This is a genomic window from Pseudomonas sp. B21-056 (genome assembly GCF_026016325.1).
Lineage (GTDB): Bacteria > Pseudomonadota > Gammaproteobacteria > Pseudomonadales > Pseudomonadaceae > Aquipseudomonas.
This window is the reverse complement of record NZ_CP087203.1, coordinates 4,096,246-4,119,427: the sequence shown is the minus strand read 5'-3', so window position 1 is coordinate 4,119,427 and position 23,182 is coordinate 4,096,246. Positions and strand designations below refer to the sequence as shown.

Annotated in this window: 20 protein-coding genes and 1 pseudogene; 17 read left to right on the top strand and 4 right to left on the bottom strand. The window is 61.2% G+C overall.

Annotated elements, in window-relative coordinates; genetic code table 11:
- Positions 1-4: 4 nt before the first annotated feature.
- The 12 genes from LOY67_RS17290 to LOY67_RS17235 all read left to right on the top strand — a co-directional run bounded on the left by LOY67_RS17290 (position 5) and on the right by LOY67_RS17235 (position 15,873).
- Complete coding sequence (locus LOY67_RS17290) at positions 5-1,279, top strand: NAD(P)/FAD-dependent oxidoreductase (protein ID WP_265063646.1); 1,275 nt, start codon at positions 5-7, stop codon at positions 1,277-1,279.
- A 143-nt stretch (positions 1,280-1,422) separates the two neighbouring features.
- The gene (locus LOY67_RS17285; RefSeq protein ID WP_265063645.1) at positions 1,423-3,078 is read left to right on the top strand and encodes an ABC transporter substrate-binding protein; all 1,656 of its coding nucleotides are present in this window, start codon (positions 1,423-1,425) and stop codon (positions 3,076-3,078) included.
- Between the two features lie 82 nt (positions 3,079-3,160).
- Positions 3,161-4,114: an ABC transporter permease gene (locus LOY67_RS17280; RefSeq protein WP_265063644.1), complete on the top strand. Its 954-nt coding sequence runs from the start codon at positions 3,161-3,163 to the stop codon at positions 4,112-4,114.
- Positions 4,111-5,016: an ABC transporter permease gene (locus LOY67_RS17275; protein WP_265063643.1), complete on the top strand. Its 906-nt coding sequence runs from the start codon at positions 4,111-4,113 to the stop codon at positions 5,014-5,016. Before LOY67_RS17280 ends, LOY67_RS17275 begins: the two co-directional genes overlap by 4 nt.
- A 1-nt stretch (position 5,017) precedes the next feature.
- On the top strand, positions 5,018-6,850 hold the full coding sequence (locus tag LOY67_RS17270) for an ABC transporter ATP-binding protein (protein ID WP_265063642.1): 1,833 nt from the start codon (positions 5,018-5,020) through the stop codon (positions 6,848-6,850).
- Positions 6,847-7,155 (top strand): (2Fe-2S)-binding protein, encoded by a 309-nt coding sequence (locus LOY67_RS17265; RefSeq protein ID WP_265063641.1) that lies wholly within the window; start codon positions 6,847-6,849, stop codon positions 7,153-7,155. The genes LOY67_RS17270 and LOY67_RS17265 overlap by 4 nt, the downstream gene beginning before the upstream one ends.
- Entirely contained in the window at positions 7,137-8,528 is a 1,392-nt protein-coding gene (locus LOY67_RS17260) for an NAD(P)/FAD-dependent oxidoreductase (RefSeq protein WP_265063640.1), read from the top strand. Before LOY67_RS17265 ends, LOY67_RS17260 begins: the two co-directional genes overlap by 19 nt.
- Positions 8,525-9,679 (top strand): NAD(P)/FAD-dependent oxidoreductase, encoded by a 1,155-nt coding sequence (locus tag LOY67_RS17255; protein ID WP_265063639.1) that lies wholly within the window; start codon positions 8,525-8,527, stop codon positions 9,677-9,679. The genes LOY67_RS17260 and LOY67_RS17255 overlap by 4 nt, the downstream gene beginning before the upstream one ends.
- Positions 9,676-10,833 (top strand): acetylornithine deacetylase, encoded by a 1,158-nt coding sequence (gene argE / locus LOY67_RS17250; protein WP_265063638.1) that lies wholly within the window; start codon positions 9,676-9,678, stop codon positions 10,831-10,833. The genes LOY67_RS17255 and argE overlap by 4 nt, the downstream gene beginning before the upstream one ends.
- Positions 10,834-11,038: 205 nt before the next feature.
- Positions 11,039-13,081 carry a methyl-accepting chemotaxis protein gene (locus LOY67_RS17245; protein ID WP_265063637.1) on the top strand — a complete coding sequence of 681 codons (2,043 nt, stop codon included), beginning with the start codon at positions 11,039-11,041 and terminating at the stop codon, positions 13,079-13,081.
- A 201-nt stretch (positions 13,082-13,282) separates the two neighbouring features.
- Positions 13,283-14,740, top strand: a complete 1,458-nt coding sequence (locus LOY67_RS17240; protein WP_265063636.1) for an NAD-dependent succinate-semialdehyde dehydrogenase — start codon at positions 13,283-13,285, stop codon at positions 14,738-14,740.
- Positions 14,741-14,793: 53 nt separating this feature from the next.
- The gene (locus LOY67_RS17235) at positions 14,794-15,873 is read left to right on the top strand and encodes a tartrate dehydrogenase (protein WP_265063635.1); all 1,080 of its coding nucleotides are present in this window, start codon (positions 14,794-14,796) and stop codon (positions 15,871-15,873) included.
- 79 nt (positions 15,874-15,952) lie between these two features.
- Here the strand turns inward: LOY67_RS17235 and LOY67_RS17230 are convergent, their stop codons facing one another.
- Positions 15,953-16,879 (bottom strand): 2-hydroxyacid dehydrogenase, encoded by a 927-nt coding sequence (locus LOY67_RS17230; RefSeq protein WP_265063634.1) that lies wholly within the window; start codon positions 16,877-16,879, stop codon positions 15,953-15,955.
- A gap of 279 nt (positions 16,880-17,158) precedes the next feature.
- Here LOY67_RS17230 and gabT point away from each other — a divergent pair, with 279 nt between their 5' ends.
- The 3 genes from gabT (at position 17,159) to LOY67_RS17215 (ending at position 19,735) form a co-directional block, all read left to right on the top strand.
- The gene (gene gabT, locus LOY67_RS17225) at positions 17,159-18,454 is read left to right on the top strand and encodes a 4-aminobutyrate--2-oxoglutarate transaminase (protein ID WP_265063633.1); all 1,296 of its coding nucleotides are present in this window, start codon (positions 17,159-17,161) and stop codon (positions 18,452-18,454) included.
- A 94-nt stretch (positions 18,455-18,548) separates the two neighbouring features.
- On the top strand, positions 18,549-19,205 hold the full coding sequence (locus LOY67_RS17220) for an HAD family hydrolase (RefSeq protein WP_265063632.1): 657 nt from the start codon (positions 18,549-18,551) through the stop codon (positions 19,203-19,205).
- A 41-nt stretch (positions 19,206-19,246) separates the two neighbouring features.
- Entirely contained in the window at positions 19,247-19,735 is a 489-nt protein-coding gene (locus LOY67_RS17215) for an Lrp/AsnC family transcriptional regulator (protein ID WP_144172315.1), read from the top strand.
- Positions 19,736-19,807: 72 nt separating this feature from the next.
- Here LOY67_RS17215 and LOY67_RS17210 read toward each other — a convergent pair whose 3' ends face one another.
- Positions 19,808-20,758 (bottom strand): alpha/beta fold hydrolase, encoded by a 951-nt coding sequence (locus tag LOY67_RS17210; protein WP_265063631.1) that lies wholly within the window; start codon positions 20,756-20,758, stop codon positions 19,808-19,810.
- Between the two features lie 249 nt (positions 20,759-21,007).
- Between LOY67_RS17210 and LOY67_RS17205 the strand changes: the two genes are divergently transcribed.
- Positions 21,008-21,787, top strand: a complete 780-nt coding sequence (locus LOY67_RS17205; RefSeq protein ID WP_413776140.1) for a substrate-binding periplasmic protein — start codon at positions 21,008-21,010, stop codon at positions 21,785-21,787.
- Positions 21,788-21,809: 22 nt separating this feature from the next.
- Here LOY67_RS17205 and LOY67_RS17200 read toward each other — a convergent pair whose 3' ends face one another.
- Together LOY67_RS17200 and LOY67_RS17195 are read right to left on the bottom strand one after the other, a co-directional pair.
- Positions 21,810-22,043: a hypothetical protein gene (locus LOY67_RS17200; RefSeq protein ID WP_265063629.1), complete on the bottom strand. Its 234-nt coding sequence runs from the start codon at positions 22,041-22,043 to the stop codon at positions 21,810-21,812.
- A 16-nt stretch (positions 22,044-22,059) separates the two neighbouring features.
- Positions 22,060-22,854 (bottom strand): hypothetical protein, encoded by a 795-nt coding sequence (locus LOY67_RS17195; RefSeq protein ID WP_265063628.1) that lies wholly within the window; start codon positions 22,852-22,854, stop codon positions 22,060-22,062.
- 81 nt (positions 22,855-22,935) lie between these two features.
- On the opposite strand from LOY67_RS17195, the pseudogene LOY67_RS17190 reads away from it, so the two are divergent.
- Positions 22,936-23,098, top strand: a pseudogene (locus LOY67_RS17190) (DUF2986 domain-containing protein).
- Positions 23,099-23,182 lie beyond the last annotated feature (84 nt).

The following is a 23,182-nucleotide window of genomic DNA, read 5'->3' as shown; positions in this document are numbered from 1 at the left end:
AGCCATGCGCAGTGAGTCCTATTGGCTCGATACCGCACCGGTGTTCACCGGGGCTCAGACCGGAGCGCTGCCGGCACGGGTCGATGTTGTCGTCGTCGGTGGCGGTTTCACCGGTCTATCGGCGGCCCGGGCGCTGGCTCTGAAGGGCGCGAGCGTTGCGGTGCTGGAAGCCGGGCGGGTGATCGGCGAAGCCTCCGGGCGCAACGGTGGTCATTGCAACACCGGGGTAGCCCAGGACTACAGCGGCCTCGTTGCCACCCTCGGCGCCGAACAGGCTCGCGCTTATTACCGTGCTTATGAAAGCGCGGTCCAGAGTGTGGTTACGCTGGTTGAGCAGGAGCGGATTGCCTGCGACTTCAGGCGCAGCGGCAAGCTCAAACTGGCGGCCAAGCCTCAGCACTATGAAGGGCTGGCGCGGACCTGCGAGCTGATTCGCCGTGAGGTCGATTCCGAGGTCGAGTTGCTGTCCGCCGCCCAGGTCCGCACCGAAGTGGATTCGGCAGAGTTTCACGGTGGACTGCTGCAACGCAACGGCATGCAGATGCACGTCGGGCGCTTCGGTGTCGGTTTGGCCGAGGCGGCGGCTCGGCGCGGTGCGCTGATCTACCAGCAGACCACGGTCCAGGGCTGGAAGGCCGAGGCCAACGGTTATCGGGTGAACACCAGCCGCGGCAGCCTGCTGGCTGGGCAAGTCCTCTTGGCAACCGGTGCCTGCCAGCATGGCGGGTTGGGTTGGTATCGGCGCCGGATCGTGCCGGTGGGCAGTTTCATCGTTGCCACCGAAGTACTGCCTGAAGCGCTGCTCGACCGCCTCCTGCCGGAGCGTCGCTCGTACGTCACCAGCCGCATGATCGGCAACTACTTCCGGGTAACACCGGATAACCGCCTGCTGTTCGGTGGCCGGGCACGCTTTGCCATGTCCGGCGGCAATTCCGATGCCAAGAGCGGCAAGGTGCTGCAGGCGGCGATGGCACGGATGTTCCCGCAGTTGGCCGAGGTCCGTACCGATTATTGCTGGGGCGGGTTGGTGGACATGACCGCTGATCGACTGCCTCGCGCCGGCCAGCATGGCGGCATCTACCACTCCATGGGTTATAGCGGCCATGGGGTGCAGATGTCGGTGCACATGGGTCAGGTGATGGCAGAGGTCATGGACGGCAAGGTCGAGGCCAATCCCTGGGGTGAACTGGATTGGCCTGCGATTCCCGGGCACTTCGGCAAGCCCTGGTTCCTCCCGGCGGTGGGCCTCTACTACCGGCTACAGGACTATTTGCATTGAGGCTGTTCCTTGCACCGGGTTGTGTGCAGGGACGCTGTTATCCGGATAACCGAGTTTGTTGCTTCACCGTCGTTTGCGTTACCAGGTCGCTCAGGCTTAACCGTGAGCATTGAGCCTTCTCATTATCGACAGGTAGAACCGATATGACTGACAACAAGAATAAATCCGAATCCCCACTGATCACCGGCGAACAAAGCCTGCGTGTTTTCGAGGGACTCAATCGGGGCATGTCACGCCGTGATGCGTTGCGTATGCTGGGTATGGCAGGCGTTGCCGTCGCGGGTGCCGGCAGCCTGTTCGGCCCGGCCGGTCGGCTGTTTGCCGCGGAGGCCGGCGCAGCGGCTGGTGGGACGGGCAAAGGTCGGCGCGGTGGCCGCATCAAGGTCGCCAGTGCGACCAGCTCGACCGCCGATACGCTGGATCCGGCCAAGGGCTCGAACTACACCGATTACTGCCGTCATAACATGTTCTATAACGGCCTGACGACCCTGGACGAGGCGCTGGTGCCGCGTATGGCGCTGGCAGAGTCGTTCGATACAACTGACGCGACCTCCTGGACGATCAAGCTGCGCAAGGACGTCGTCTTTCACGACGGCAAACCGTTCACCTCGGCCGATGTCATTTATTCGTTGAATCGACACAAGCTTCCCCAGGTCGGTTCCAAGGCATTGACCACCGCACAGCAGTTGGACGAGGTGAAAGCCACCGGGCCGCATGAGGTGCAGATCCGCCTGACCAGCCCGAACGCCGACTTGCCGGCCATTCTCGCCACGACGCACTTTCTCATCGTGCGTGACGGCACCACCGACTTCGCTGTCGCCAATGGGACCGGGCCCTTCAAATGCTCGGAGTTCCAGCCGGGCGTGCGTTCGATCGGCGTGCGCAACGACAGTTACTGGAAGCCAGGCCTGCCTTACCTGGACGAAGTCGAGTTTTTCTCGATCCCGGACGAGGCCGCGCGCATCAGCGCCTTGCTCGCCGGTGACGTCGACCTCATCAACCCGGTCAACCCCCGTTCGACTTCGCGCATCCTGGAGAGCAACAAGGTGGCGCTGATGGAGTCCCGCACCGGTGGCTATACCAATCTGGTGATGCGCGATGAACTGGGCCCTAACCAGAATCCTGACTTCGTGTTGGCGATGAAGTATCTGTTCGATCGTAAACAGATCAATCGAGCCGCCTTCCGTGGTTACGGCGCCATCGCCAATGACCAGCCGATCGCCTCGAATAACCGTTACTACTTCGCCGATCTGCCGCAGCGCGAGTTCGATCCGGAGAAGGCCAGGTTCCACCTGCAAAAGTCCGGTATGGTCGGACGCACCCTGCCGCTGGTGGCTTCCGAAGCTGCCACCGGTTCATTGGACATCGCCCAGTTGTTACAACTGTCGGCCCAGCAGATCGGACTCAAGTTCGACATCAAGCGGGTGCCGGCGGATGGCTACTGGTCCAATCATTGGATGAAGCATCCCCTGGGGTTCGGCAACATCGGCGCGCGTCCAACCGCCGATTTGCTGTTCAGCCTGTTCTTCCAATCCAGTGCCGGCATGAACGAATCGGGATGGAAGAACGAGCAGTTCGACCAGTTACTGGTGGCTGCGCGCGGGGAAACCGACGACGCCAAGCGCAAGCAGATGTACGCCGACATGCAGGTGCTGGTGCATGAGAAATGCGGTGTCGGTATCCCGCAGTTCACCAGCAGCCTCGATGGCCACAATGCCAAGTTGAAAGGTCTGGTTCCACACCCGCTCGGCGGTTTGATGGGCTACATGTTCGCCGAGCACGTCTGGCTGGATGCCTGAGCGAATAGAGCAACGACAGCTCGATAACCAAGACGCGCCTGTGGGGTGATGCAGGCGCGGTCATCAAGTAAAGGTATTCATTATGAACAGCACTATCGCACGGCTTGTTTCCAGTCGTCTGGCTGTAGGTGTGCTTACGCTGCTTATCGTGTCGCTTGTGGTGTTTTTTCTCACCAGCCTGCTACCGGGCGACGCAGTCCAGGAACAGCTTGGCCAGGATGCAACTCCGGAAGCGGTGGCGGCAATGCGCGCGGTGCTGGGCCTGGACCAGCCCGTGTACCTGCGGTACTTGCACTGGCTGGGCGGATTGATCACCGGCACTCCCGGTGTTTCGTTGGTCAATGGCATGGCGGTTGACGAAATGATCGCCAGTCGCCTGCCCAATACCCTGCGCCTGGCCTCCATCGCAGCGCTGGTCTCGGTGCCGCTGGCGCTGACGATAGGTATTTTGTCGGCCATGTACCGTGGCTCGATTTTCGACCGTTACAGCAACATGCTGGCGGTGTTCGCCGTCTCCGTGCCGGAGTTCCTGATTGCCACCGTCGCGGTACTGATCTTCGCGGTCAAGCTGGGCTGGTTGTCGGCCCTGTCGCGTGATGTCGAGGTCGAGACCTTCGGTGAACTGGTACGCGTCTACGCGATGCCGGTGCTGACGCTGTGTTGTGTATTGGTGGCGCAGATGGCTCGCATGACACGGGCGGCGCTGATCGACCAACTGAGCAGCCCCTACGTCGAAATGGCAGTGCTCAAAGGCGCCAGACCGATACGGGTGGTCCTTCGTCATGCGCTGCCGAATGCAATCGGACCGATCGCCAATGCCATCGCATTGAGCCTGTCGTACCTGCTGGGCGGTGTGGTCATCGTCGAGTCGATCTTCAACTATCCGGGTATCGCGACGCTGATGGTAAACGGCGTGGTCACCCGCGACATGCCGCTGGTACAGGCGTGCGTCATGTTGTTTTGCCTCGGGTTTCTGGTGCTGGTACTGCTGGCTGACCTGTGTGCAATTCTGTCCAACCCGAGGCTGCGCAAATGAAACTTGACACTAATCCACCGACGCCGGGCACAGGAAACAGCATTAAGCAGGATGGACTGAAGCAGCCCGTTGCGCACCCCCATCGACGCCGGCTCAAGTTGTCCTTCGGCGGCTTCATCGGCCTGCTGATCGTGAGCTTCTGGGCGCTGATGGCCATCTTCGGCCCCCTGTTGGCGCCCTACGATGTCAATGCCATGCCCAGCGACGGTTTCTTTGGTCCACTCAGCACGCAGTTTCCGTTGGGCACCGACTATCTGGGCCGGGATATTCTCAGCCGATTATTGCATGGAGCTCCCTACACCATCGGTCTGGCATTGGTGGCAACCGTACTTGCCTGTTCGGCGGGTGTGATGTTGGGGCTGGTGGCGGCGGCCTCCGGAGGCTGGATCGATGCGCTCATAAGCCGCACCGAAGATGCGCTGATCTCCATTCCGAACAAGATTTTCGCGTTGTTGATGGTGGCCTCGTTCGGTTCCTCTGTGCCGTTGCTGTTGTGCATGGCTGCATTTGCCTACATGCCGGGCTCGTTCCGTATTGCACGTGCGGTTGCGGTGAACGTCATGACGATGGACTTCGTCCGGGTCGCTCGCACCCGGGGTGAGGCCATGCCGTACATCATCTTCGTCGAGGTGCTGCCGAACATGCTTCGTCCGGTGTTGACCGATTTCGGCCTGCGCTTCGTGTATGTGGTGCTGCTGCTGAGCGCGATGAGCTTCCTCGGGCTGGGCATACAGCCTCCGGACGCGGACTGGGGGTCGCTGGTGCGAGAAAACATCCAGGGCCTGGAAGAGGGAGCTCCGGCGGTACTGGTGCCAGCGCTCGCCATCGCCACTCTGACCATGGGGGTCAACTTGCTCATCGACAGCTTCGGCGGGCGATCCACGCGCGGGACGGAGAAATGAAATGAACGAAATCGTCAGGGTAAGTGGCCTGCGCGTGGCTGCGCGAAATGAAGAGGGGATCGATGTACCGATCGTACACGGTGCCGATTTCAGTCTGAAAAAAGGTGAGGTACTGGCGCTGATCGGCGAGTCCGGTTCCGGCAAGAGCACCATCGCGTTGTCATTGATGGGCTACGCTCGCAGCGGTTGTCGCATCGTAGGCGGCTCGGTACATATCGGCGATGTCGACGTGCTCAAGCTGTCGAATGCCGAGCTGGCAAAGCTGCGCGGACGCACCGTGGCCTATATCGCGCAGAGCGCGGCCGCGGCGTTCAATCCGTCCAAGAGCATCATGGAGCAGGTGATCGAAAGCGCACTGATCCACGGCACGCTGTCACGGCAGCAGGCGCAGGCCAAGGCTGTCGGGTTGTTCCGGGCGCTGGCGTTGCCGGATCCCGAAGGCATTGGGGCGCGCTATCCGCACCAGGTCTCGGGCGGGCAGTTGCAGCGGCTGATGGCTGCGATGGCCCTGATCACCGATCCGGCACTGGTGATTCTCGACGAGCCGACCACGGCGCTGGATGTCACGACGCAGATCGAGGTCCTGCGGGCCTTTAAACGGGTGGTCAGTGAACTCGGCACAACGGCCGTTTACGTCTCGCATGACCTGGCGGTGGTGGCGCAGATGGCCGACCGTATCGTCGTGCTGCGCGACGGCCAGATCCAGGAAAACAGCAGTACCGAGCAGATCCTGATAGAACCGGCACATCCTTATACCCGTAGCCTGCTGTCGGCGATGAAGCCCTCGGCGAACCAGGATACGACCGATCAAGGCACGCCCGCCACGGGTAATGATTTGCTGCTCGACGTCCGTGGTCTCGAGATTTGCTATGGCCTGAAGAAGGTGTTGCAGGATGTCGACCTCCAGGTCCGCAAGGGCTCGGCAGTCGGTGTGATCGGTGAGTCGGGATCAGGGAAAACCACGCTGGCCCAGGCTATCGCCGGCCTGGCGGAGCCATCGGCCGGGCGGATCCTGCTGGATGGCCAGCCTCTGAGCAAGACGCTGGTCGGACGGACCCGCGAGCAGTTCCGACGAATTCAGTTCGTCTTTCAGAATGCCGATACGGCGCTGAATCCGCGACACAGCATCGAAGATATCCTGGGCCGTCCGTTGCGTTTCTATCACGGCATGAAGGGCGCGCAGCGCCAGCGCCGGGTGGCTGAGTTACTGCAGTTGGTGCAGCTACCGGCAAGCATCGCGCAACGCCGCCCCGGCGAGTTGTCCGGCGGGCAGAAGCAGCGGGTCAACCTGGCACGGGCACTGGCGGCAGAGCCGGACCTGATCCTGTGTGACGAAGTGACCTCGGCACTGGATACCGTGGTAGGGGCGGCAATTCTCGAACTGCTGCGTGACCTGCGTCGCGAGCTGGGGGTTTCCTACCTCTTCATCAGCCACGACATCTCTACCGTCCGCGCGCTGTGTGACGACATCGTGGTGATGTACAGCGGCCACAAGGTCGAGGCGGGTGATTGTGAGTCATTCGTCCAGGTGCCGTTCCATCCCTATACCGACCTGTTGATCAACTCGGTACCGGAGCTGCGTCAGGGGTGGCTGGAGAGCTGCGCTGCCTCCTGCGGCAACCTGCCTCCGATCAGTGCGGTGGATACCACTGCGCACCTGTGTCCATTCCTCAACCGCTGCCCGGTACGCATCGACGGGCTGTGTAATCGCAGTGCGCCGCCACGCCGAAGCATCGCCGGCGGCAGCGAGGTTCTGTGCCACCACGAAAGCGCCGAGCTGCTCAAGGCACAGCAAGGATCAAACAGCATGAAACTGATAGGTACCTACGCATGAATGCGCGTTTTGTGCGCTTGGCCGAGCGCGACCGGACGACGGTGAGGTTGATGGTCGATGGAGAGCCGATCGAGGCAAAACAGGGCGACACCTTGATGGTTGCGATGCTGACCCAGGTGTCAGTGCTGCGTCAGTCGGAGTTCGACCCAGGGCGCCGCGCCGGCTTCTGCCTGATGGGGGCGTGTCAGGACTGCTGGGTCTGGACCCGCAGCGGCGAGCGTCTACGCGCCTGCAGCAATGAGGTTCGCGAGGGCCTGGAGATAGTTACCATACAGCCGGAGGCGATATGGCCATTTCACGGGTAGAGCCTGCAAGGGTGGTCATCATTGGTGCCGGCCCTGCTGGTACCCGCTGCGCCGAGACACTGCTGGCGGCGGGGATCAAGCCGATCCTGATCGACGAAAACCGTCGCGACGGCGGCCAGATCTATCGCCGCCAGCCCGAGGGCTTCAGCCGTGACTATGCGACGCTGTATGGCAGCGAAGCGGACAAGGCCGAGGCCTTGCACCAGAGCTTCGACCATTTGCGTGAGCAGATCGACTATCGGCCGGACACCCTGGTGTGGAGCCTGACCCCTGGCCAACTGTGCTGCGTCAGCCAGGGCAAACATTCGACCGTGGATTACGATGCGCTGATCCTCTGCACTGGGGCCACCGACCGCTTGATGCCGGTCGCCGGCTGGCAGCTGGCGGGTTGCTATAGCCTGGGCGGTGCACAGATTGCGCTGAAGGCGCAGGCAGTCTCCATTGGCCATCAGGTGGTGTTCATGGGGAGCGGACCGCTGCTGTACCTGGTGGCCAGCCAATACCTCAAGGCCGGTGCCAAGGTGGCCGGGGTGCTCGACACCTCGCCGTTGCGCAAACGTATCGCGGCTTTACCCAAGTTGCTTGCCCGTCCTGGGGTCCTGTTCACCGGGATGAAGCTGTTGGCCAAGCTGTATCTGGCTGGCATCCCGGTGCACCTGGGCGTCGAGCCGCAGCAGGTGTTGGGGGATGCGAACAGCGGGGTCAGCGGCGTGCGGGTGCGTACGGCGAACGGGGCAACCGCGCAGTTCGATTGCGATGCCGTGGCCATGGGGTATCACCTGCGTCCGGAAACCCAACTGGCCGACCTGGCCGGTTGCCGTTTGCGTTTCGACGAGGCAACCAGCCAATGGCTGCTGGACACCGATGAGGATGGCCGCACCTCGGTCCGCGGCGTATATGCCGCTGGCGACGGCTCTGTTATCCGGGGTGCCGATGCAGCAGAGCACGGCGGACGCCTGGCTGCATTGGCATTGTTACGCGACCTGCACCTGCCGGTGGATGCCGGGTTGGTCACCGCGCAACGTCGTGCGCTGCAGGTGATGGATGAGTTTCGCCTTGGCTTGGCCGAGGCTTTCCCCTGGCCAGCAGCGCAGGCCCAGGCTTTGCCGGACGAGGCGATCGTTTGTCGTTGCGAGATGATTACGGTTGGCGAGTTGCGCGATGCGGTGCGCGAGAAGGGTGCCTGTGAAGTCAATCGCGCCAAGGCCTTCAGCCGCGTCGGGATGGGCCGGTGCCAAGGCCGCTACTGCTCGCAGGCCGGGGCGCAAGTGATTGCCGCCGCTGCTGGCGTCTGCGTTCAGGAAGTGGGGCGCCAGCGTGGTCAGGCGCCGGTCAAACCCCTCTCGATGCTTACCGAGGAGGTATCGTCATGATCCCGCAACAAGCCGATGTACTGATTGTCGGGGGCGGCCTGATGGGCGCTGCCGCGGCGTTTTTCCTGCGCCAGCGTGGTCAGTCGGTGATACTCCTGGAGCGTGACCAGATCGGCCAGTATGCCAGCGGGGTGAACTTTGGCAACGTGCGTCGCCAAGGCCGTTTTCTCGGTCAACTGGAGTTGGCCAATCGCTCCTTCGCGCTGTGGAAGCGCCTGCCGGAACTGATCGGCGACGACCTTGAATTCATTCCCAGCGGGCACATGCGCGTCTGCTATCGCGAGGACGAGATCGCCGAACTGGAGGCCTACGCGGCGGCGCCGCAGGCACGCGAACTGGATCTGCGCGTCTACAGCGGTCGTGAGCTGCACGAGCGGTTCCCGTTCCTCGGCCCGGAGGTCAAGGGCGGCTCCTACGCACCGCATGACGGTCACGCGAACCCACGCCTCGCTGCGCCGGCCTTCGCTCGCGCCGCACGCCGGGCCGGTGCGCGTATCGAGGAGCGCACGGAAGTGACGCAGGTACAAAAGGTCGGCGGGCAGTTCCACGTGAACACCGCTGACGGTCGTGAGTATCGCGCCGATCGACTGTTGATCACTGCCGGCGCGTGGGGCGAAAAGCTCTCCGCGCAGTTCGGTGAACCGGTGCCGCTGGTCACCAAGGGGCCGCAGATGTCGGTCACCGAACCCGTACCCTATGCGCTGAAAACGGTGATCGGCGTGTTCACCAAGAACCCCGAGGAAATGCTGTATTTCCGGCAGATTCCCCGTGGCAATATCATCATCGGTGGGTGTCACCACAGCAAGCCGGACATGCTCACCCGGCGCGCCCATTTCGAGCCGCAAAGCATCCTCAAGCAGTTGCAGCAAATGCGTCGGCTTGCGCCGCATATGGCCAACCTGAACATCATCCGCACGTGGAGCGGTATCGAGGGGTACGTCTCGGACGGGCTTCCGGTGCTGGGCTCCAGCGGCAAGGTTGACGGTCTGTACTACGCTTTCGGCTTCAGCGGGCATGGCTTCCAGCTCGGGCCGGGTGTCGGTGACGTGATGGCCGAGTTGATCAGCACCGGCAGCACCAGCACGCATATTGCCCCTTTCAATGTCACGCGCTTCGCCGGCGTCGCTGAGCAACGGACCATGGCGTCATGAGAGCGAGGACACTGGAAATCCTCAAGCGATTGATCGCTTTCGACACCGTCTCCTCGGAGTCCAACCTGGCGCTGATCGACTATGTGCGCGAGCTGCTGCTGAGCAAGGGTATCGAGTCATTGATCGTCAAGGACGAGAGCGGGCGCAAGGCCAATCTGTTCGCCAGTACCGGTCCGAATGATCAGCCCGGCATCCTGCTGTCCGGGCACACCGATGTGGTGCCGGCCGCCGGCCAGGCCTGGAGCGTGCCGGCGTTCCAGGCGACGCTCAAGGATGAGCGGATTTATGGCCGGGGCAGCTGCGACATGAAGGGTTTTATTGCCCTGGCGATCGACGCCATGCTCGAGGCCGCTGATTGCTCGTTGAACCGCCCATTGCAACTGGCCCTGTCCCATGACGAGGAAATCGGCTGCGTTGGCGTACGCCGTTTGCTCGACGTCCTGCACCTGGCGCCGTTGCGGCCGATGCTGTGCATCGTCGGTGAGCCTACCAACATGCAGTTCGTTCTCGGGCACAAGGGCAAGGGTTCCTACCGAGCTCTGTGTCGGGGTCAGGAAGCCCATTCATCCCTGGCCCCGCGGTCGGTCAACGCCATTCATGTGGCCTGCGACTTTATCGCCATGCTGCGCGAGGGCCAACGGCGTCTGGAACAGCAGGGTGCGCGCGACGCGGATTACGACGTCCCCTACAGCACCGTGCACGTCGGGCAGATTACCGGCGGCAAGGCCCTGAACATAGTCCCGAACCTGTGCAGCCTGGATTTTGAGGTGCGCAATTTGCCGGCCGACAACCTCGACCTGTTTCTTGAGCAGATGCGCGAACAGGCCGAGCAGATCGTGCGCGAGGCCAAGCGCCTGTCCGGCGCAACCGATATCGAGATCGAGACGCTGAACGTCTACCCAGGGCTGGATACCCACCCCAGTGTGGAAGCTGTGCGCTTTCTGAGGAGCTTCGCTCCAGCGGATACCGGCAACGCAAAAGTTTCCTTCGGCACCGAAGGCGGTTTATTCAGCCAGCGCCTGGATATACCGGTGGTGGTCTGCGGGCCGGGTTCCATCGAACAGGCGCACAAGCCCGATGAGTTCGTCGAGCTGAGCCAGATGCGGGCCGGGGAGCGCTTTCTTGATGGGCTGCTGGGCTCGTTGAAGCTGTAACGCCGTTGTTGCTCATGTGACCCTTGCCGAGTCCGGGGAGGGTTACTTCGCGTTCTTGCCATTCACCCGATACCCCTTGATGGTCGGCGGATTTCTCGCTCGAGGAAAGCGTACGCGTGTCTGCCAAGGGCCAATACCTCAACCGAGTAACCCAGAAAAAAGCGGGACTCTGACAAGTCCCCAATAACACTCCGGGAGTCCGTCCATGAAAGTTCTCGAACGCCTTTCCTTCTCCGCCAAGTTCGCCTTGCTCGGTCTGCTGGTCCTTGCCCTGATTGCCGTGCCGAGCACTTTGTACGTGCTTGGCGCGCTGCAAACGGGCCGTCAGGCCGACCGGGAAGTGCAGGGTCTGCCACCGGTCCAGGCGCTGCTCCATCTGGTCGCGTTGACCCAACAGCATCGCGACCTGGCTGCCACCGTGCTCGGCGGCGACGGCACCCTGCAACAGGCGCGCCTGGCCAAGCAGGCGCAGGTGCAGCGCGCCTTCGAGGCGAGCGAGCTGGCGCTGCAAGCGGCCGGGGTCGATGCGGAACTGTTGACGGCCTGGCGCAAGGTACGCGAACAATGGCAGGCGCTGTCCGAGCAGATCGGCCAAGGCGCCGTCAAAGCCAGGCAGAGCCTGCAACTGCATTCGCAACTGATCGCCTCTATCCTGTTGATCGAGAATGCCTTGCTCGATCAGTTCGAACTGGCCCTGGACCCGGTCCTGGAAACCTATTCGTTGATGTACGCCGCGCTGATCGAAATGCCGCAAACCGCCGAGTTGTTCGGTCAGTTGCGCGGCTATGGCAGCCTGTATCTGGTGCAGGGACGAATCATGCCCGAGCAACAAGGTGCCGTGGTGGGGTTGACCGCCCAGGCTCTGTCCAGCCTCGACAGGATGACTCGGGCCTTCACCAAGGCTGCGGCAACCAATCAGGCGTTCGCCGCTGCGCTGGAAACACCTTTGGCGGCGCTGCGCCCACAGATCGAGCAGGCGCTGGCATTGACCGATACGCAGTTGGTCGCGGCCGTCGAAATGGATCTTTCTGCCGGTGGTGGCTACGGAGTGAAGTTGACCTACCCGGTAGCTGATTATCTGGCCGCGTATGATCGACCGATCGGCGCTCTGCAGGCCCTTGGCGACTCCGCAATGACGATGCTCGACGAGGCGCTGGCGGCGAGGCGCGACAGCTATCGGCAGGACACCCTGCTGATGTCCGCCGGTCTGCTGGCGTTGCTGCTGGTGGGTGGCACTCTGGCCACCTTGATCGTACTGCGCCTGCTCAAACAGCTGGCTATCGCCATGGCGGCAGCCGAGCGGATCGCCAAGGGCGACCTGACCCAGACGCTTGATACCACCGGTATGGATGAGGCGGCACGCCTGCTGCAGGCATTACAGTGCATGCAAACGGACCTGCGTGACACCGTCAGCCAGGTGGTGAGTTCTGCCAAACAATTGGGTTCGACTTCCGAGGCATTGAGCGCAGTGACCGACGACGCCAGTCGAGGGCTGCAAAGGCAGAGCGAGGAGCTCGACCAGGCCGTGACTGCCGTTACCGAGTTGACCTGTGCCATTGAGGAGGTGGCGCGTAATGCGGCCTCGGCCTCGCAGGTGTCCCAGGCCGCCGACCACTGTGCGCGACAAGGCGAAGACAGCGTCACCCGAACCGTCGGCGCTATCGAGTCTCTGACCGGCGATATGGCGCATACCGCTGATGCGCTGCAGAACCTGGCGGGCCAGATAGGCGATATCGGCTCGGTACTGGATGTGATTCGAGGCATCGCCGAGCAAACCAACCTGTTGGCCCTGAATGCCGCGATCGAGGCAGCTCGGGCGGGCGAGAGCGGCCGCGGTTTCGCCGTGGTGGCGGACGAGGTACGGGCCCTGGCGCAAAGGACCCAGGACTCGACCCGACAGATCGAGGGCATCATCGGCTCGGTACAGCAAGGCAGCTGCAGCGCCCTCAGTGCCATGCACAGCAGCAACGAAAAAACCCGCGATACCCTGGGGCTCGCACGCGGAGCAGGTACAGCACTGAATGCCATCGTCGAGGCGATCGGACAGATCAATGAGCGCAGTTTGAGTATTGCCAGCGCCACCGAAGAGCAATCCCAGGTCGCCCGTGAGGTTGATAGCAATCTGTTGAATATCCGCGATGTCTGCGCACGGACCTCGGCCGGCGCCAGGCAGACCCGCGAGTCCAGCCAGGAACTTGCCGGCCTGGCCAGCGAGCTGAGTGGGCGGGTCAAGCACTTCAATGTCTGACTCGGGATCAGGTGCATCGGCGCATACCCTGGTGCACCACGACCCTGCGAGCCGGTCGCTCACATCATCAGTGAATTTCTCCGGTAGAGCCTGCTGTCATCCGCTGATATTCAGCAGCCAACGCTGCTGCGACGGCGCTTTCAGCATCCTGGCCTGTGGCGCCTGAATAGACTGAAGGCTGTCTCGGAACAGGACTCGATCATGCTCAAGAATCGCTTGCAAGACCCCAGCCTGCTGGTAGAACACGCTTACATTGATGGCCGTTGGGTGAGCGCCGATAACGCTGCCACCCTGGATGTCATCAACCCCGCCACGGGTGAGTGCCTGGCCCGGGTGCCGGCCCTGCAAGGCGTGGAAACCCGTCGCGCTATCGAGGCCGCCGACCGTGCCTGGCCGGCCTGGCGCGCACGGCCCGCGGCGGAGCGCGCGGCGCTGCTGGAGCGCTGGTATCAAGCCATGCTCGATAACCTCGACGACCTCGCCTTGATCATGACCTGCGAGCAAGGCAAGCCTCTCAACGAAGCCAAGGGCGAGATCCGTTACGGCGCCAGCTTCGTCAAGTGGTTCGCCGAGGAAGCCCGGCGGATCTACGGCGAAACCATACCGGCCCCCAGCGGTGATCGTCGTCTGCTTACTCTGAAGCAACCTGTCGGGGTTTGCGCCGCGATCACCCCCTGGAACTTCCCCAACGCGATGATCACCCGCAAGTGCGCGCCAGCCCTGGCTGCCGGTTGTCCGGTCATCGTCAAGCCTTCGGACCTGACGCCGCTTTCCGCCTTGGCACTGGCGGTGCTGGCCGAGCGAGTCGGGATACCGGCGGGGGTGTTCAACGTCGTGACCGGCATGCCGGCGGGTATCGGCGAAGAACTGACCGGTAACCCGACGGTGCGCAAGATTTCCTTCACCGGTTCGACCGCCGTGGGGAGCTTGCTGATGCGCCAGAGCGCCGAGCAGATCAAGCGTTTGAGCCTTGAGCTGGGCGGCAATGCCCCCTTCGTTGTGTTTGACGATGCGGACTTGGAACAGGCGGTGGCCGGCATCATGCAGAGCAAGTTCCGCAATGCCGGGCAGACGTGCGTCTGCGCCAACCGGATTCTGGTGCAGGACGGGATCTACGAACGCTTTGCTCAGCGCCTGGTGGAGGAGGTAGGCAAGCTCAAGGTCGGCAATGGCCTGGAGGCCAACGTGACTATCGGCCCACTGATCAACGCGGCGGCGGTCAGCAAGGTCGCCCGGCATATTGACGATGCCCTGGGCAATGGTGCTCGTCTGCTCTGTGGTGGCATCCCTGCGGGTGACAGCCAGTTCGTTCAGCCGACGGTGCTTGCCGAGGCTCATGCCGGGATGTTGCTGGCCAAGGAAGAAACCTTCGGTCCGGTTGCTCCGTTGATGCGCTTCAGCACTGAGGAAGAGGCCCTGGCCCTGGCCAATGCCACGCCCTATGGTCTGGGTGCCTATTTCTTCACCCAGGACCTGCGTCGCTCATGGCGTTTCGGCGAGGCGCTGGAGTTCGGCATGATCGGCCTCAATACCGGGCTGATTTCCATGGAAGTGGCCCCCTTTGGTGGCGTCAAGCAGTCCGGTCTGGGCCGCGAGGGTTCCAAGTACGGTCTGGACGAGTACCTGGAAGTCAAGGCTTTCCATATCGGTGGACTGTAGAGCAACGGTTGTTTGCATAGGCTTGATTGACGCGAATCCGCGAAGGTAACGACATGAGCAAGACATTCAAGATTGCCGCGATCGCCGGCGATGGTATCGGCAAGGAAGTATTGCCCGAGGGGCTGCGGGTATTGGAACAGGCTGCGCGCAAGTGGGATCTGGACCTGAGCATCGAAGTGCTCGACTGGGCCCACTGCGATTATTACCTGGAACATGGGCAAATGATGCCCGTCGACTGGTTTGAGCAGTTGAAAGGCTTCGACGCCATCTATTTCGGCGCCGTGGGCTGGCCGGACAAGGTGCCGGATCATATTTCCCTGTGGGGCTCGTTGCTCAAGTTCCGTCGCGACTTCGACCAGTACGTGAACATCCGCCCGGTGCGCCTGTTTCCCGGCGTGCCGTGCCCGCTGGCCGGACGCGAGGCGGGGGACATCGATTTCGTCGTCATCCGTGAAAACACCGAGGGCGAATATTCCTCGGTCGGCGGCAAGATGTTCGAAGGCACCGATAACGAATTCGTGCTCCAGGAGTCGGTGTTTACCCGGCGTGGCGTCGACCGGATTCTCAAGTTCGCCTTCGACCTGGCCCAGACCCGCCCGCGCAAGCGCCTGACGTCGGCGACCAAATCCAACGGGATTTCCATCAGCATGCCGTACTGGGACGAACGCACGGCGTTGATGGGCGAGCAGTATCCCGAGGTGAAGTGGGACAAGCAGCACATCGACATTCTGTGCGCGCGTTTCGTCCTGCAGCCTGATCGCTTTGATGTGGTGGTGGCGTCGAACCTGTTCGGCGACATTCTCTCCGACCTCGGCCCGGCCTGCGCCGGCACCATCGGCATCGCGCCTTCGGCCAACCTTGACCCGCAACGACGGTTCCCGTCGCTGTTCGAGCCGGTGCATGGCTCGGCCCCTGATATCTACGGGCAGAACATTGCCAACCCGATTGCGATGATCTGGTCAGGTGCCTTGATGCTCGATTTCCTGGGCAATGGGGATGAGCGTTACCGGGCGGCCCATGACGGGATTCTCAAGGCCATCGAGCGGGTGATTGCCGAAGGGCCGATCACACCGGACCTGGGCGGGCAGGGTTCGACCCAGGATGTCGGCAGGGCGATTGCCGAAGCACTCTAAGCCACATTCCAGAACATCAGGCTCACCCTTTTTGCCCGCTCACACTGCGGGCTTTTTTTCTGGTAGCTGTGTGGAGGCGCTAATAGCCCTGTCTGCGATCGATCTGGCCGAGCATGGACTCGCCACGCTGATGCCGACGGATATTCTCCAGCAGCACGCCAAACGCACTTTCCGGCTGAGTCATCGCCGCGATATGCGGGGTCAGTAAAATCTGAGGGTGCTGCCAGAACGGATGTTCGGGCTGCGCCGGTTCCTCCTGTAGCACGTCTAGCACTGCTGCACTGAGCTGGCCGCTGGCCAGAGCTTCCAGCAGATCCTCTTCCACCAGGTGCCCACCTCGCCCCATATTGACCAGCGCGGCGCCTTTGGGCAGGTGCTGGAACAGTTGCTGGTCGAGAATCCCTTCGGTCTGCTCGGTCAGCGGCAGGACACAGAGCAGGATGTCGCACTGACTCAGAAATGCTGGCAGTTGCTCAGCGCCGGCAAAGCAGTCGACCCCGGGTATGCAATGTCGGCTGCGCGCCCAGCCTGACAAGGTGAAGCCATAAGGTTGCAAGGTGGCGAGTATCTGTTGGGCTTGCAAGCCCAGGCCCATAATCCCGACCCGACGTTTTGTCGCGGGCAGCAGTCGGTGTGCTTGCCAGCACTTTCCGGCCTGTTGCTGACGATAGCGCAGCATATCCCGGTGCAGGCTGAGCACGGCGAAACTGGCGTATTCGCACATGCCCTGGGTAATGCCCGGGTCGAGCAAACGCACCACCGGCAAATTCGCTGGCAGGCGGCCAAGGTCGAGTTGATCGACGCCGGCCGACAGGGCGAACAACACTTGCAGGTTTGGCAGCAGCGTTTCCAGATCGTCCGGTGCCTGCCAGGCTGCCAGGTAGCGAATATCCTTCGGATCGCCGATATCCGGCCAGGCGCGCCATTCGATATCCGGGGCCTGGTCGGCGAACAGCGCTTTCCATTGTTCGCCGCGTACCGGGTCGGCTTTGTAAAGCAGGGCCATGGGCATTTCCTCTTATGTGCAGAGAATGGAGCATGCCCGAATGGCGTAGCAGAATCTGTCGATAAGGGTGGTGAAAACGAGGGCGGGGGGTTGTATGGCGGCACAAACTGGCAGATTCCATGGGCCAGCAGCGCCTGACGGATTCTGCCGTTTTCCGGGGTTAAAACAGTCGATCCGTATTTCTCAGCGGCCAAGTTCGGCTTAGAGCATTGCGTCGAAAGCTTAACCTAAGGCACATCGCAGCCTCCTCCTGGTTGCCTGGCTCACTATGGAGATGCCATGAACAGCAAATGCGAAGAAACCCCTTATCTGCTCCAACAGCGTGATCAGTTCGTGCCGCGCGGTTTGGTCACTGCCCACCCGCTGGTTATCGATCGGGCCCAGGGGGCAGAAGTGTGGGACGTGGGTGGTAAGCGTTACCTGGACTTCGTCGGCGGTATCGGTGTGATGAACATCGGCCACAATCATCCGAAAGTGCTGGCGGCAGTACAGGCGCAGATGCAGAAGGTGACTCACGCCTGCTTCCAGGTGGTTGCCTACCGGCCCTACCTCGACCTGGTACAGCGTTTGTGCGGGTTGGTCGGTGGTTCCAGTGGCATTGCGCATAAGGCTGCACTGTTCACCTCGGGTGCTGAGGCGGTTGAAAACGCCGTGAAGATCGCCCGCGCCCATACCAAGCGTCCGGCAGTTATTTCTTTCCGTGGCGGTTTCCACGGTCGAACCTTGCTCGGTACTACCCTGACGGGCATGAGCCAGCCCTATAAGCAGAACTTCGGCATGGCGCCGGAAGTCTTCCATACACCTTATCCGAATGCTTATCGCGGTTTCACCAGCGAGATGGCACTGCAGGCGCTGAACGAGCTGTTCGCCACTCAGGTCTCTGCAGACCGGGTAGCTGCGATCATCATTGAACCGGTTCAGGGCGACGGCGGATTCCTTAGCGCACCGGTCGAATTTCTCCGGGCGCTGCGGGCACTCACCGAACAACATGGCATCGTGTTGATTGCCGATGAAGTGCAGACCGGCTTCGGCCGTACAGGCAAATGGTTCGGGTTCCAGCACGCCGGTATTCAGCCGGACCTGGTCACCGTAGCCAAGAGCCTGGCCGCCGGCATGCCGATCTCGGGCGTGGTGGGTCGGGCAGAAATCATGGATGCACCAGCCCCCGGCGGTCTGGGCGGTACCTATGGCGGCAACGCTCTGGCTTGCGCAGCGGCGTTAGCGGTAATCGATACCTACGAGCAGGAGCAATTGCTGGCACGCGGCGTGAAGCTGGGCGAACGTCTGCGTCAGGGGCTGGTTCGCCTGCAGACGCGCTTTCCTCAGATCGGCGATGTACGCGGTACGGGCTTTATGCTTGCGATCGAACTGGTCAAGGACGATGCGGCTCGCAGTCCGGATCCAGAGTTGAATCAGCAAGTGATTGATGAGGCACGCAATGGCGGTCTGCTGGTGATCAAGTGTGGTGTGTATCGCAACGTATTGCGTTTCCTCGCGCCTCTGGTCGCTGAAGAGGCGCAGGTCGACGAAGCCTTGGATATTCTCGAAAAAGCGTTGTCACGGGTTCTGAACTGACGCCTGGTCTCGGTCGGCACATTGAAGTAAATGCCGACCGAGCACCCTGACGAGTATCTATTTTTGAAATGCCAACATGGGAGGCATTTAGGCCATGGAACTGACGGACTATCGTGCACTGCTGATTGATTGCGATGAGGTCCTGTTCGATCGGAACTCTGGCATCTGGACGGCATTGCAACCGCTGCTCCAGAGTTGTCCAGATACACTGAGTAGAGAACAGGTCTTGGCTGAATATGACCAGGTGATGCGTGGGCTCTATCCTCGCTTCTCCGAGCTGGGGTTCAGTGGCCTGCTGTGTTTTGCACATCGGCAATTGGCCGAGCGTCTGGGGCTCAAGGCCAGTTGGGAGGAGGGCATGACGTTCGCCCGTTCGGTTTGTGACTGGTCCCTGTACGAGGACGCCCCTGGCGCGATGCTGTACCTGCGCAAATTTTATCGGCTGCTGGTTTACGGGGACCGTGACAGCGCAGATCGCGAGGCATTCTGTGAGCGTCTGGGAATCGTGTCGGAAGATTTTCTGTCACCGACCAACAAGCCATTGGAGGATCGCGACTGGCTATTGACCAACGACCTGGAACCCAAGGATATTCTGCTGGTGTGCGGTTCGTCTGCCGACGTATCTTTGGCAAACGGTTTGTGCCTGATCCAGCGCGGTTGCAGCGAACCTCATGTATCTGGCGCTGCGGACTTTTACATCAACAGCATGGCGGACCTGGTGACACAGCATCAACAATCTCTTAGGCGCTGATACTGACAGAATGATTGCATAGAACAATCACGAGGCATGCGATGGAAGGTTTAGTCAAGCTGGACCGAATTGATATCAACATCTTGGTTGAGCTGCAAAAAGATGGCCGCATTACCAATGTCAGTCTCGCCGATGCGGTAGGTCTGTCGGCAAGCCCATGTCTGCAGCGAGTCAAGCGGCTCGAGGCAGCCGGGTATATTTCAGGGTACAACGCGCATCTCAATCTGGCCAAGATCACTGAGTCGGTCACCGTGTTTACGGAGATCACGCTACACGACCACAAGCGCGAAGACTTCGCCAAGTTCGAGTCCAATATTCGCCTGGTCGATGAGGTGCTCGAATGCCATTTGATCAGTGGCGGTTACGATTACCTTGCACGTTTCATGACCCGCAGTATTCCGCATTACCAGGAGGTGATGGAGGGACTGCTGGATAAGAACATCGGTATCGCCAAATACTTCAGCTACATCGTTATCAAATCGCCGGTGCTGAAGGATGGCGTGCCGCTGCGCAAGTTGCTGCATCGCTGATCACCGGCTCCATACCTTTGCAACGCAAAAAGCCCTTCCTGAGAAGGGCCTTGCATGGCGAGTGCGCCGCTCTTATTCCTTGAGGAAGGTCAGCAGGTCCTGGTTCAGGCGATCCTTGTGCGTCTCGGTCAAGCCGTGCGGTGCGCCAGGGTAGACGATGAGCCGGGCACCCTTGATCAATGCCGCCGAAGCCTTGCCCGATGCGTCTATCGGCACGATCTGGTCGTCATCGCCATGGATCACCAGGGTCGGCACGTCGAACTTCTTCAGATCGTCGCGGAAATCGGTGGCCGAGAACGCGGCGATCGAGTCATAGGTATTCTTGCTGCCACCCTGCATGCCCTGGGCCCAGAACGACTGGATCAGACCCTGGGACGGCTTGGCGCCCTTGCGGTTGTAGCCGTAGAAGGGACCGGAGGCGATGTCCAGGTAAAGCTGCGAGCGGTTCTCCAGGGACGCCTTGCGCAGGCCGTCGAACACCGCGAGCGGCAAGCCACCGGGATTGCTGTCGGTCTTGAGCATCAGTGGTGGAACAGAGGACACCAGCACCGCTTTCTTCACCCGCGAAGTGCCGTGGCGACCGATATAGCGAGCCACTTCACCACCCCCCGTCGAGAAGCCCACCAGGGTCACATCCTTCAGGTCCAACGCCTCGATCACCGCCGCCAGGTCGTCGGCATAGTGATCCATGTCGTTGCCTTCCCACGGCTGGCTGGACCGACCATGGCCGCGACGATCGTGGGCGATTACCCGGTAGCCTTTCGACGCGAGGAACATCATCTGCGCTTCCCAACTGTCGGAGTCCAGCGGCCAGCCGTGGCTGAAGGTGACGACCTGACCATTACGCGGGCCCCAGTCCTTGTAATACAGCTGGACGCCACCCTTGGTGGTGATGTAACTGGCGGACTGGACGACGCTGCCGACGGCGGAGGCAGTGGCGTTGGTCTGAGCAGGCGCGGCTTCTGCGCCGGCGGTAGCGAGTGCCAGGGTAGCAATGGCCAGGGTGCGGTTGAGTGTGTTCATTGTGCTCTCTCCATAAGGGTTGCTTGACTGTTGCGATCGGTGTCGATCGCGTTGGTGGGCAGATTAGAGAGAGAGGGCGATGACGAGAACGGTGGTGGTGTTGATAGCAACTATAGGGATAACAGATACTTGCGGGCTTTGGCAGTAAAGCTTGCTGCGAGGAGGTCTTGCAGATGGATTGGGCTGCCTCAGCCCAACATGCTGGTGTTTGGGTCTATGCTTACCTTGACCTGTCAATCAGCTTCACCCATGGAAAGCGATCAGCCCTCAGGAGCACACGTGAAACCTTCGACACCCGCCACGGCGCTGCTCTGTCTATTGCTTGGCACGGGTGTTGTCAGGGCCGGGGAGTATCAGGTCGTTACCGAGGAGTGGGCGCCGTACAACTATCAGGAGAACCGTCAGCTCACCGGCATGACCACGGAGATCGTTCGGGCCATCATGGCGCTGACCGGGGATGAATTCGAGATGGTGCTGCAACCCAGTATGCGAGCCACCCAGGTACTGAAGACCCGGCCCAAGACGATCATGTACTCGCTGTTCCGCACACCGGAGCGTGAGCCGTTGTACAAGTGGGTCGGGCCGATCGTGGAAGAAGCCATTTATCCCTATCAACTGGCAAGTACGCCGCCGGTGAATTCCCTGGAGCAACTGCTCGGCGCCCCGCAGATCACCACGCGGCATGCCGGGCTGTTGCCCGAGAAACTGCAATTTCTGGGGTTCAAGAACCTCGACAAAAGTGCAACCGAGAGCAAGTTGCTCTACCGGATGCTGCTGGCGGGACGCACCGATATCATCGTGGGTGACACCGATGCGGGGGTAGCATATTACAGCCGCCAGTTGAACATCCCACCCGGCACGCTGCGAAAAATACCCATCGAGCTGTACCGTTCATCGCTGTACATCGCCTTCAGTCCTGACAGTGAAGACAAGCTGATCGCTGCGTGGGCCAACGCCCTGGAACAGCTGCGCCAATCGGGCGAACTGAGGCGTATCCAGCGTCGGTACGAGCAACCCACTGGGCAATGAGTGGTTACGCCTCTGCTGGATATCAGCCAAAAGAAGGCATCGGCCCCAACGAATTCAGAATCCATGTGATCGCCGCCGTCGCGACGAGCACTGCGGCTACCACGCCGATAAACAGCCACTTCAGGACCTTCAGCAACACCGGCGGCTTGGACCTCGGCGCGAGAGCCTCTACGGTGAGCCTCATCTCCTCGGCGCATCGCGGGCAGGCCGCGTTGTCTTCGAGGATGAGGCTCCTGCATTGATCACAGATTTTCATGTCGTCGACTCGAGGTTCAGAATTTATAGACGATGCCCAGTCTGCCCATGATCTCCAGCGCATTGACCAGGCCCAAGCCGTTCATGGGCAGGCAGGCAAAAGTCTGGTGCTCATCGAAGTGAGTGCCGACGGCCAGGAGTTTCAGATCATGGGCATCCAGCTGTGCGTTGAAATACTGGAGCAGCGCCCGTTCCCAATCGTCGGCGCCATTGATGGCCTCGACGGTATTGCGGTCGGGTGTAGCGATCTCGATGTTCAACTGCCGCAGCGGTGCAAGGGCGTTGACGGCAGCGACGCCGCAGGACGGCCACTCTTTCCATTCGAACCCGGCCAGTTGATTGGCCTGGGCGAGCGCTGACTCGACTTGAGTCCACGCCCAATCCCACTGCGCTGTCGGGGCCGGAATGCCTTGAATGAGCGCTTGCGCATGTTCCTCGTCGAACAGGCAATCAAACAGATCGGCCAAGGTATCGGCCAAATCGAGCTGTGGCCCTTGGGTGTCCAGGTCTCGGCTCAAACGCTGCCACAGATTGCCCAGCTCCTCCCAGTCTTCCTCATCCATGTCATCTTCGATCACCTTTGCCTTATCGCCGCGCTGGTAATTGTCCAGCCGCGTCTTGAGGACACGTATGGCGCCGTCGGCGAGATCGACTTCGTAGCTGCGGTAGTCCAGGTAGTTGGTCTGGAACACGATGCGATCGGGAAATATCTCCTGGACGAGGTCTTCTTCAGCGTCGAAGTACGCCGCACCCTCAAGCGCGCCATGGGCGGTGATGATGCGTTGAAACGGCAGGGCGTCGATTGGGTTCATGGGGTTCGATCTTAGGGGGCAGTGGCTTTCACGGGTTGAGGTCTGTCATTATCCGGCAAGCCAGGAACTGAGCGGAAGCGTATGAATCGTCAGAAAAAAATCAAGCAGCTATTGAAGGCTCACGCCAAAAAGGCGAGTGCCAAACTGGCACCGAAAAAACAAGCCCAAGTACATCAGTAAAGCTGACCGACTGAAACTCGCTGCGGAATCCAGCGAAGACTCGACCGCCACCCCTGAGAGTTGAGCCGAATCAGTTGTGGGAGCGAGCCTGCTCGCGATAGCGGAGTATCAGTCGCTTAGGATGTTGAATGAGCTGCCGCCATCGCGA